General features: G+C 42.3%; 6 protein-coding genes. All 6 read left to right on the top strand.

The window, feature by feature from the left end; translation table 11 throughout:
- The first annotated feature begins 226 nt into the window (after positions 1–226).
- The 6 genes from AC58PQ_RS08520 (at position 227) to AC58PQ_RS08495 (ending at position 11,850) form a co-directional block, all read left to right on the top strand.
- On the top strand, positions 227–1,252 hold the full coding sequence (locus AC58PQ_RS08520) for an S-layer homology domain-containing protein (RefSeq protein WP_497241535.1): 1,026 nt from the start codon (positions 227–229) through the stop codon (positions 1,250–1,252).
- Positions 1,253–1,263: 11 nt separating this feature from the next.
- On the top strand, positions 1,264–5,934 hold the full coding sequence (locus AC58PQ_RS08515) for a galactose-binding domain-containing protein (protein ID WP_497241534.1): 4,671 nt from the start codon (positions 1,264–1,266) through the stop codon (positions 5,932–5,934).
- A gap of 578 nt (positions 5,935–6,512) precedes the next feature.
- Complete coding sequence (locus AC58PQ_RS08510; RefSeq protein ID WP_497241533.1) at positions 6,513–7,532, top strand: S-layer homology domain-containing protein; 1,020 nt, start codon at positions 6,513–6,515, stop codon at positions 7,530–7,532.
- Positions 7,533–7,662: 130 nt separating this feature from the next.
- On the top strand, positions 7,663–9,459 hold the full coding sequence (locus AC58PQ_RS08505; protein ID WP_497241532.1) for a sensor histidine kinase: 1,797 nt from the start codon (positions 7,663–7,665) through the stop codon (positions 9,457–9,459).
- Between the two features lie 127 nt (positions 9,460–9,586).
- Positions 9,587–10,900 carry an ABC transporter substrate-binding protein gene (locus tag AC58PQ_RS08500; protein ID WP_497241531.1) on the top strand — a complete coding sequence of 438 codons (1,314 nt, stop codon included), beginning with the start codon at positions 9,587–9,589 and terminating at the stop codon, positions 10,898–10,900.
- A gap of 68 nt (positions 10,901–10,968) precedes the next feature.
- The gene (locus AC58PQ_RS08495) at positions 10,969–11,850 is read left to right on the top strand and encodes a carbohydrate ABC transporter permease (RefSeq protein WP_497241530.1); all 882 of its coding nucleotides are present in this window, start codon (positions 10,969–10,971) and stop codon (positions 11,848–11,850) included.

The raw sequence follows: 11,850 nt of genomic DNA, 5'->3' as shown, positions 1-11,850 counted from the left end.
CCTCAACAAGGCTGGCTAAATGCGGTTGTGAATGGGTGAGGTGAGTGCAGAAAATTTCAGGAATAGAAACACTAGAGAGCCCCTAAAACTTGTCTTTTAGGGGACTCCTATAATCGTGAATGATACAAAATGTAACTATTTTCTACAAAAAGTGACAGAGTAACCATATTCAATAAGGGGGAAGGGGAGCACCGCACTCTTCCCGTACACGAGAGGATACATGTAGATGAATCGTAGAATTATTCTTGTTACATTAGTCTGCAATCTTTGTTGCTCTTTAGCATTACTGTCTCCCGCTTATGCGGAAAATGCAGACCAATTTGTCCTGAAGAGTTCGACAGCTGAGACTACAGGCGAGTTTACTATTATTTTACATGGAGAGAATATTCAGGATCTCTACGCCTTTGAAGCGAAATTATCATTTGATGCAAGCAAGCTTGAAGTCGTTAAAGCTGACACGAAGATCGAAGGCTTCTCCGTATCTCCCCAAGTGAAAAATAATGAACTGACATTCGCACACACAAAAGTTGGAAAAGTGGATGGCGAGAAAGGAAATCTCGAAATTGGAACCATCACTTTTAAGGCCAAGAAGGTCGGGACGACCAACATGAAATGGACCTCTATGAAAATGGTGGATCACAATTTAAAAAATCAATCCATTACAATGAACGAATCTATCGACTTAACCAAAATTTTCAGCGATATTGAAAGCCACTGGGCCAAATCGGATATTATGCTGATGGTTAATAAACATATCGTGGAAGGCATGGATGACGATCATTTTACTCCAGATACCCAGGTAACTCGGGCACAGTTTGCAACATTAATCACTAAAGCCCTAGACCTGAAGGAAGGCGCTGGACATAATCCTTTTGTTGATGTTTCAGCAGGCTCCTGGTATGAGGAAACGGTGAAGAAAGCATATGCGGCAGGACTAATTAACGGAGTGTCGGACGATGCGTTTGCCCCAGAGCAAAACATTACTCGTGAAGAAATGACAGCGATGCTTATGAGAGCGAAGTCGAAGGCAACGGGGACCAAAGTCGAAGACATGATAGCTAGTCCATCGAAACATTTTATTGATGAGAGCGTGGTCAGCGATTGGGCGAGAAAGACTGTTGATCTTGCCGTCGGTTCCGGCCTCATGAATGGCAGGACTGAGCAGATCTTCGCTCCGCAGGAACATGCAACCAGAGCAGAAGCTGTGGTTGTGCTTAAGCGGTTATTATCTGGCATTGATATTTTATTATAGGAGGTTTTTAAATGAAAAAAAAGCTGATTTCAGGCGTTCTTACGCTACTACTTTCTACATCAATGTTGATAACGCCCTTTTCAATGACAGCAAGTGCTGCTGTACCGAACTTAGCACTTCATAAAACAGCCAGTTCTTCTGCCAATGAAACAAGCAGCCTGTCACCAAATCTAGCATTTGATGGAGACACAACAAGTCGATCATCAAGATGGTCTAGTGGAGGTTTTTCTACTCCGCAATGGATTTCAGTTGATTTAGGGCAAGTTCAAACATTTGATCGCGTTAGGATATACTGGGAAAATTCCTATGCTGTTGATTATCAAATTCAAGTTTCAAGTGATAGTAGTCAATGGAAAACGGTAAAAACGGTAACAGGTGCTACTTCAGGTGGTATTCAAGTTTACCAATTCCCAGCAGAAAATGCGCGATATGTTAGAATGTATGCAACAAAGAATAACCCTACGATTTGGGGTTCTATTTCTTTGTATGAAATGGAAGTTTACAATGGTGAAACGCCATTATCGTTGCAGGAAATAGCAAACCAACAACAAATATCCATCACTTTAACAAAGGGGCAAACGACTCTTCCTGTACAAACAGCGCCTCAAGGTTATGAATATGTATTAGCAGGCTCTGAGAATCAACAAATAATAACTAGTAATGGACAAATTCAGGAGCCTTTAGTAGATACGAATGTAACCTTATCTTATCAGCTCAAAGACTCAGCTACTGGGCAGGTAGCAAAAATACCTGATGCTATTGTAACTGTACCAGGAACATTTCAAAATCAACCAGGTACAAATGTAGTACCAACGGTAATTCCATCATTACGAGAATGGCATGGAGACATTGGGCAAGTTCAAATCACTAGTAATTCAAGGATAGTCATTGATCCAGCCCATGCAGCAGATTTGAACAGTCTTGGAGATTTACTTAAGACAGATGTAAAAACAATTACAGGGAAGGAACTAAATGTAGTAGCAGGCACCCCAAATCAAGGGGATATATTCCTAACTTATAGCGGCGGAGTTTCAAGATTAGGTGATGAAGGATATGTGTTTGATGTCAATAATTACATTACAATCCAAGCAACAACGAAGACTGGAGCATTTTATGGAACAAGAACCCTGCTTCAAATACTCATGCAAGACTCTGAAAAATCAAATGTACCAAAGGGAACAGCTATGGACTATCCAAAGTATAAATTTAGAGGCTTATCCCTTGATGTAGGAAGAAAGTTTTACCCCATGAGCTTTTTAAAAGAATATATGAAATATATGTCATTTTATAAGATGAATACATTCCAAATACATCTAAATGACAACGGTTTCGGAAGCTTTGATAAATTAGATAGCAATGGTGTCGCAGTAGTCCCAAAAGAAACGATTAAGTTAGCTCAAGATGATGTGTATTCAGCTTTTAGACTTGAATCCAATATACCAGGATTAACGTCAACGGACGGATCCTACACAAAGAGTGAATTTAGAGATTTCCAAAATGAAGCTGCAAGCTTTGGAGTTAATATTATTCCAGAGATTGATTCTCCTGCACATTCATTAGCATTTGTTAAGGCTAGACCTGATTTAGCATATGGAACGGATAAAACTCATCTCGATATTAGAAATCCGGATACGTATACATTTATAGATAGTGTTTTTAAGGAATACCTTGATGGACCCAATCCAGTGTTCACTGCCCAAAATGTTCACATTGGAACGGATGAGTATTCAGGTACGAATATCAACGAAATATTTAGAGCTTATACCGATCATTACATTAAATTCATACAAAGCTATAATAAAACGCCGCATGCTTGGGCAGGATTGTCAGCCTATAACGGTACGACGCCAGTTACTAAAGAGGGTACCGTCATGCAGGTTTGGAACACAGGCTTTTCGGACCCTGTAAAAGCATTAAAGGATGGCTATCAAATTATTAATATTAACGATGGAGACACGTATATTGTTCCGGCTGCAGGATATTATTACGACTACCTGAATAATCAAAACTTATATAACAATTGGGAACCGTATAAGTTTGGCAGTACTAACGCTGGTAATGGAAATCCAAATATAATAGGTGGCATGTTTGCAGTTTGGAATGACAAAGTAAACAATGGAATTTCCATCTTTGATACCTTTGATCGATTGAAAACTTCTACGCAGGTTATTGCGGAGAAAACTTGGTATGGTAAGAATGTAAATCAAACTTATGCGCAGTTTACAAACCTTCTGGGCAAAGTAAATGAAGGTCCGGACTCAAATTTATTAAGAAATATCAAGTCAACTGGAGATGTAGTATTAAACTATAACTCTAAAGTTGAAGGAAATACGTTAATAGATAGCTCACCGAATATCTACAATGGACAGCTAACATCTGGAGTGAAAAATCATAATAATAAAATTGAATTTACTGACAATAATCAATTCGTAAATACAAATGTAAAATCAATTGGTTTTCCATGGACCGTAAGCTTTGATATTAATCCAAAGGTTGGAAATGCAGATGATGCAACTATTTTTTCAGGAGAAGACGGGGTATTCAAGCTAAGACAAAAGGATACTGGGAAATTAGGTTTTTCAAGAGAAAACTATAATTTTAAATTTGATTATGTCGTACCAACGGACACATGGACTGATCTTACAATCGTAGGTACCAACCAAGATACTAAACTTTATGTTAATGGTGTACTTAAGCAGACTTTACAGAGGGTTGGTACGAATACGAGTTTTGACAATAACTCTGAAGCCGATCCAAACAAAAATGGTCCAGGTTTTAAAAGAATTTCTATGTCTACTTTTGTAATGCCTCTGGAAAAAATCGGAGGGTTTGTAGGGGATTTAGGTAAAGTTAAGGTATTTAATAGAGCACTATCAAGCTCAGAGATAGCAAATGAAGCAGGAGTACCTACTCAAAATGACTTAGCACTTGGTAAAGCAGCAACAGCCTCATCAGTAGAAGTACCAAGCCTTAATGCAGCAAATGCAGTTGATGGAAACTCTTCAACTAGATGGGCATCACTATATACGAACAACGAGTGGCTTAAAGTAGATTTAGGTGCAAATAAAACCTTTGATTCTGTATTAATTAAATGGGAAACGGCCCGAGCTTCAAGTTACAAAATTCAAGTTTCAAATGATGATATTACGTGGACAGATGTCATTCAAAAGTCAAATTCTCCAGTAGGAGAAGAAAGGTTAACATTTGCGCCTGTAACAGGAAGATATGTAAAAATGCAAGGAATTACAAGGGCGAATAGTTATGGATATTCCATTTTTGATTTTAAAGTATTTGAATATAAAGATTTAACACCACCAACATTAACTTTAGGGGAAGTAAACAGAACTTCAGCCACAGAGGCAACAGTTAAGTTTACCTCCAATCAAGGTGGACAGTATTACTACGATGTTGTAGATGCTGGAGAAGCAGCGCCAGCTATAAATACTTTCGGATCAGGAACTGTTTTCAATGCTGGTGAAACAACAATTACAAATCCTACAGGCTTAACAGCAGGAGCAAAGGATATCTATATCGTAGTAAGAAATGAAGCAAGGGTTTTAAGTAATCCAATTAAGATTACTATAGAGGACAATGTACCTGTAAATCCGGTCACAGGGATTGCCATCGACAAACCTGCAGTTACGCTTCTGATCGGTCAAACAACGGAGTTGAACGCAATCATTCAACCTGCGAATGCAACGAATACAAACGTCAGCTGGACCAGCAGCGACGCAACTGTTGCTTCGGTAGCTATAGTTGACGGTCATGCCGTTGTATCGGGACTGAAAGAAGGAAGTGCAATTATACGGGTGACAACGGAGGATGGAGCGCTTTTCGCAGAGACGCAAGTAACGGTTTCCAAGCCGATTGTTGTAGTCCCTACAGCTTCATTATCCGGTGTAAGCTCTATCCCGGCTGGTTCCGATTTTACGGTGAAGTACGCATTACATGACGTGCAAAATACGTATGCGCAGGATATCACCTTCACGTTTGATCCGAATTTGGTAGAGTTTAAATCCGTTGAATCGTTGGTGAACGGACTCTATGTTAACACAACAGAAAAACCAGGACAGCTCAGAATCATTATGGCCAGCATAACGGCTGATGCAGCGAATGCGACTGGGGATTTGCTTTCGCTGCATTGGAAAGCCAAATCCATTGCTCAATCGCACTCCGCCACCGTCTTGTTAACTAACGTAAAACTTGCCAATGGCAGCGGTATAGAAACGCAATTAGCAGGTGATTCACATAGTGTTCTCATTGGCGTAGCCGATAAGTCGGCATTGTTTGATCTCATCCATACAGCGCAAACGAGTCATGACGCGGCTAACGAAGGTACATTGCCAGGACAATACGCACCTGGCGCGAAAGTAACGCTTCAAGCGGCGATTACAGCTGCGAATACTGTACTTAACGACACAACTGCAACACAATCGGATGTCGAGCAAGCGATTACTGCGCTGAATACTGCCATTCAAACCTTTGGAGCTACGCGGATCAATGCTGAGACAGGCGATATCAACCTAGATGGCAGAATATCCATCGGTGACTTGGCGATTGTTTCTGCAGCTTATGGCAAAACGCCTACTGACGAAGGTTGGAATCCGAATGCGGATATCGTGAAAAACAACCTCATTGATATCGAAGACCTTGCAACGGTAGCTAGTAAAATTCTTGAGTAAATAAGCTGATGATAAAGGTGTCCAGAAACTGCGCCCGCGATGATATGAATATGGTGCAGTGCTGGAGGATCTGACAAAAGACCGCGATGCACCTTATGGTCAAAACCCATTGGGTTGACATTGGGAAAATCCCTAGATAACAAGCTGGCGCCGGTACTCGACCGGAGTCAGCTTGTTTAGCTTTCTCGAAGTGCGGATGATCGAAAAAGACAGTTGCCATTGGCGCAACCTCAGGAAGGACGCAAATAAGCGCCCGATATCAACGTCACGAACGGATAATTTGCATGATTGGCCACTATGAATTTTTATGAAATTTCACTCGGTGCCGTAGGGGGGCGAGTCCGAACTCCTGACGAAACATTCGGACGAAGTAGTTGGAATCCTGGAGGATGGTATCGCGCGGGTTACTTACAAGCAGAATGGGATAGATGAAAAATAATCATGTAGACAACCAAAAAGATCATGAAAATAAGTCATTGGTGTAGCTATAATTTTCTTGAGACGGAAGTGACTTTGTCATTCACTGATTTGTAAACGCTCGCAAAAAAATGTCGTTTTATACGAGAGGATGAGTGAGGATGAAACGAAAAATAATCATGGCTACCGTAGTCTGCAATCTTTGTTTGGGGTTGATTGGGACAGCTCCCGCTTTCGCTGAAAATGCTTCCCAATTTGTAATGAAGACATCAGATCTCGAATCGACGGGTGAATTTACCGTTACTTTAAAAGGAGAAAAAATGGTGGATTTGTATGCCTATGAGGCCAAATTCAGCTTTGATTCAAGCAAACTGGAGGTTGTAAGTGCAGATACGAATATAGATGGCTTCTCCATCTCACCAATGGTCAAAGGGAATGAGCTTACCATAGCGCATACCAAAGTGGGTAAGGTAGATGGAGAAAAGGGGAATTTAGATATCAGCACAATCACCTTCCGAGCTAAGAAAGTGGGCGTAACGAATATTAAATGGACCAAATTGAAAATTGTAGATCACAATTTAAAAAGTCAAACCTTTACTCGGAATGATGCCGTAGATGTCAGTAAAATTTTCAGCGATCTTGTTGGGCATTGGGCTAAGACAGATGTTATGCAGATGGTTATGAAAGGCGTCGTAGAGGGAATGGATGACGATCATTTTGCACCGGATATAAGTGTGACTAGAGCGCAATTTGTGACCCTGCTTGCTAAAGCATTACAGCTGAAAGATGACGGAGCAGATCAGATGCCATTCAACGATGTAGCAGCTGGCAGTTGGTATGAAGGGACAGTAAAGAAGGCTTTCTCGGCTGGACTCATTAATGGGGTATCTGCGACGGCATTTGCTCCTGAGACCAACATTACACGTGAAGAAATGACGGCGATGCTGATAAGAGCTAAGGCACTTGCAAGCGGAACGAAAATGGAGGATATGAAGCTGGACGAATCGATCCATTTTGGTGATGATGACGCTGTGAGTGACTGGGCAGCAGCCTTTGTCAAGCTTGCAGTCGGAGCAAAACTCATGGAGGGGAGAACGACTACAGACTTTGCGCCACTGGCACCTGCAAGCCGGGCCGAAGCGGTTGTTGTTCTGAAGCGACTCTTGGCTGGGGGAGAGTGAGGGAGTTGCTCTGCCAGATTGCTGGGGAAATGGGAGATATTGTCGTTCAGCCAATTAAAGGACATCGCCCTAAATAGACCGAATGTATGTCTACGAAGTCATATTTCGTATTTGAAATTACGGGGTGAAGGTGTTGAAGTTATTTGCTAAAACATGGTCGTTTTCAGTGACTCTCCATATCTTGTTAGTCGTCATGGTTGTCTTTCCGATCGTGACCATCTCTACCATGATTCTTCAAGTTTACAAACGCGATTTACTGCAGCAAACAACGGAGCGAACCTTGCAAACACTTCATGCAGTCACCTATTCCGCCCAGCAGGAGATCAGTAAAATCGAATACGCTGCAGCTGCAGTCGGTGTGGATCGAGATGTTTTATCCATAGCAACATCCCTGCATCAAGCCGATGAGAGCAACCGATTCAAGTATATCAACGAGCTGACACTTGCTCTCAGCCGATACACCTACTCGATGTCCAACCAGCTTCTGGCGATCCACTTTTTTTATAAAGATGGCGGCATGTATTCGTTTAAGCAGAACTTGACTAAGGACGAGCAGGATCTGCGTTCGGAAGCGTGGTATCAGAGTTTACTTCAGCAAAAAGATAATGTGCAGTTTCTTAGTCTTCAGCAAACGCTCTTATATGGGGTGAGGGAGCCGTTAGCTGTGGCAGCCGCAATTGCACCCAGTGACTACCATACGCTAAGTAATGTCGAAATGATATATTTTTCACTGAATGAGGAAGCGTTTGATAAAATCTTAAGACAGCAGCCCAACGACGATTCTACCTATGTCATCGTCAGTAAGGAAGGTCAGGTTGTCACAGCCAGCTACAATTGGGATCAATCGAGCTTAACACCGGCAAAACTAGAGCAAATCAGAGGTGCGCGTGAAGGACATTTTGTCGATCAGGTGAGCGGTCGTCAGATGCTAGTCACCTATGCGAGCGTTGGAGATACAGGATGGAAGGCTGTTCAAGAGATACCGTACAGCAAAGTTACGGCTAATTATGTGCGTATTTTTAGATTTGTCCTATTCGCAACTATCGCTGTCATCGTTGTATTTTTGCTGATTTCCTTTTATTTAGTTCATAGTTTAACGAGGCCTATTCATGTACTAGTCCGTAAAATGTCCATTGTGATGGAAGGGGAACTGAACGCCAAGATTGGGACCTCTAGAATTGCGGAAATGGCAGCGCTAGGCAAAACGTTCAATCATATGCTTGATCAAATTAAGCTGCTTCTACGGCAGCGAGAGGAACAGGAACAAACGAAGCGAAAAGCAGAGTTCGCTGCCTTGCAATCGCAAATTAATCCGCACTTTCTTATTAATACGTTGAATGCCATCAAGCTAATGGCGCTGATCAGTAAGGCGGACAACATCCGTAACATGACCAATGCGCTGATGCGACTCGTCTCCTCCGCATTTAACCGAGGCGGTGTACTTATCCGTTTTTCCGATGAAATCGCCAACTTAAAGCATTATCTCTACATCATGGAGATTCGTTACGGCAATAAATTTGAAGTTGAATGGCACATCGATCCGCAGGCAGAATCGAAGTATTTACTCAAGCTGCTGCTTCAACCGATTTTGGAAAATAGCATCGTGCACGGTATGGCTGGCAAAGAAACACGTGGAAAAATCGTCATCCAAGCACGCATTCACGAAGGCAGCCTACACATTGTGATCTCCGATAATGGCGAGGGGATGACAGATGAGCAGCTCGAGGAGTTCCGTACAAGACGCAGTCCGCATACGTTTACAGGCATGGGCGTTGCCAATGTCCATCACCGGATCCAGCTGCACCATGGCGAGGATTACGGCATTATTTTGACTGCTAATGAGCCAAAAGGAACGAAAGTGTCGATGAAAATCCCGATTATTCATCGTGACCAGGAAGAAGAGCTACCGCTTCAGTTGGAAGCATAATTCAGTTCATAAAAGATCAACTTCATAGCCGAAAAGATCATTTGGATGCGTTTTCATTCCGTGTATGATAAAGACAGGTTAAACAATCAACCGAATCAAAGAAATATTCATTGGAGGGGTTTCAAGAATGGGTAAAAGAAAACTTATAAGCACAGCATTAGTAGGCGGACTTGTGATGCTGAGTGCACTGACAGGCTGCTCTAAGGATACGGCTGCACCTGCAGCATCAGTCAAACCAGCTGAAAGCCAAGCGGCAGCAGCGACGGCTAAACCAGCAGAGCCTGTGAAGTTAAAGCTTGCGATGTGGGATGCTAAGGGAGATCTCAAATTCTGGACAGACAAAGTGAAGGAATACACGAAGCTGAAGCCGAACGTGACCGTAGATATTGAGATGGTACCGGACAATGGCGGTCAATACTTGAAGGTACGATTAGCTGCGAATGATCTGCCTGATCTGTTCTACCTCAAGCCTGCGCATATGCAAATTTACAAACAATCCCTTCTTCCACTCGATGATTTAGCAGGGGCTAAGAATAATAAATTTCCAGCGAAAATTGATGGGAAAACATTAGGCGCACCGCTCGTTTCTTTCTCGGAGTTTGTCTACTTCCACCCAAGTATCTTCAAAGAGTTGAACTTGGACGTACCGAAAACGATGCCTGAGTTTATCTCAACGATGGAGAAAATTAAAACGAATGGCAAATATACGCCAATTGCTATCGGCGGCAAAGAAGACTGGACGTTCTATCCATTCATGGAGTTCGGCCCTCACATTCTCTCTGGAGATGAGAACTACTTAGCGAATTTGGCCAAGACGCCGGAGCCTTTCGGAGAAGGCAGTACATTTGATAAAGCTGGGAAAATCATTAAAGAAATGTCAACGAAGAAGTTGGCAGGACCTGATGCCCTATCCATATCTTTTGATCAATCCACACAGTTATTCGAATCCAAAAAAGCGGCTATGATCGCAGCGGGTCAATGGTACTACGGAGACTATGCAAATAAAGTGAAAACAGATGAAGATCTTGGCGTATTCCCTCTTCCTTTCCGCACGACAGAAAGCGAGCCACTGACATCCATGACCGTATCCGATATGAATATCGGGATTAACAAAAACAGTAAAAATATAGAAGAGGCGAAAGCATTCTTCGATTGGATGTTCAGTAAAGATGTGTACCAATCCTTCATTAATATGGCGCAACAGTTCTCAACGATCAATGGTGTGAGCACGGACCTTCCTTTCTTTAACAAATGGACGGAAAAATATCCGTTTAAACCATTTATCTACTCAGCAACGGATGAAGGCTTTGCCAAAGTGAGCGGTGCGGCACAATTTGATTTCAAAAAAGCTGCACAGGAAATATACTCAGGCAAACCGATCGAGACATTAGAGAAAGAACTGAACAACAAGTGGAAGAAAGCGGTTGAATCGAACAAATAGGTAAAGAAATAGAGGGTACTATCTAAGCGATTGGAATAGTGCCCTCTCTTATATACAGGAGTGATTATATGAATTATCGCATGCAGCAGAAAGTCGTCATCGTTTCGTTTTTATTTGTACCTGTTGCTCTCTTATTGTTGTTTCTGATCTATCCAACTTTGCAGTTGTTTCGCTACAGCTTTACGAGCTGGGATGGGTATAGCCCAAGTTTTAAGTACATTGGCTTTAACAATTATAAGCAAATGCTGTTTGATTTCCCTGAAGCTTGGCATGCCATTCGAAACAACGTCACTTATTTTATTTTACATGCCATTGCCATCCCGCTTGAAATTATCATGGCTGTACTCTTGACAAGAGCACTGCGAGGGAGCGCGTTTTTCCGCTTCTCCGTGTTGATGCCTTACATTATCAATGGTATCGCGGTGGCTTATATGTTCAGCTACATTTATAATCCAATCAATGGTCCCTTGAATGAGCTATTGAAAGCCATGGGGCTCGAATCCTGGATTCAAAGCTGGCTGAGCGATGCGAAGATTGTGAATTATTCCTTGGTCGTTGTTTCTTTATGGCGTTACAGCGGCGTACATATCGTATTGTTTCTAGCTGGACTGCAATCGATTCCGAAAGACCTGTATGAAGCGGCAGAAATTGATGGGGCGAACTTTTGGCAGCAGCAACAGTATGTAACGCTCCCAGGCATCCGACGCGTGATCGAAATTATTTTGTTCATGAATGTATCTGGAGCCCTTCTGCAGTATGACATTCCGCTTGTTATGACGAACGGCGGTCCAGGCAGTGCAAGCAGCACATTTGGACTCTTTTCACTCCAAACCGCATTTACTTACAACAATTACGGTCTGGCTTCAGCGATGGCAGTAATTCTCTTATTACTGATTATCATTTTTTCATCGTTGCAAGCATGGATCGTGAGAGACAGGAGTGGGGCTTAG

The organism is Paenibacillus sp. J22P143, assembly GCF_059692035.1.
This window is presented reverse-complemented; position numbering and strand designations above follow the sequence as displayed.

What these genes read in the sequence shown, in the direction of transcription:
- AC58PQ_RS08515 (WP_497241534.1), top strand. Translation starts at nt 1,264, where the DNA reads ATGAAAAAAAAGCTGATTTCAGGCGTTCTTACGCTACTACTTTCTACA.
- AC58PQ_RS08510 (WP_497241533.1), top strand. Translation starts at nt 6,513, where the DNA reads ATGAAACGAAAAATAATCATGGCTACCGTAGTCTGCAATCTTTGTTTG.
- AC58PQ_RS08495 (WP_497241530.1), top strand. Translation starts at nt 10,969, where the DNA reads ATGAATTATCGCATGCAGCAGAAAGTCGTCATCGTTTCGTTTTTATTT.
- AC58PQ_RS08520 (WP_497241535.1), top strand. Translation starts at nt 227, where the DNA reads ATGAATCGTAGAATTATTCTTGTTACATTAGTCTGCAATCTTTGTTGC.
- AC58PQ_RS08500 (WP_497241531.1), top strand. Translation starts at nt 9,587, where the DNA reads ATGGGTAAAAGAAAACTTATAAGCACAGCATTAGTAGGCGGACTTGTG.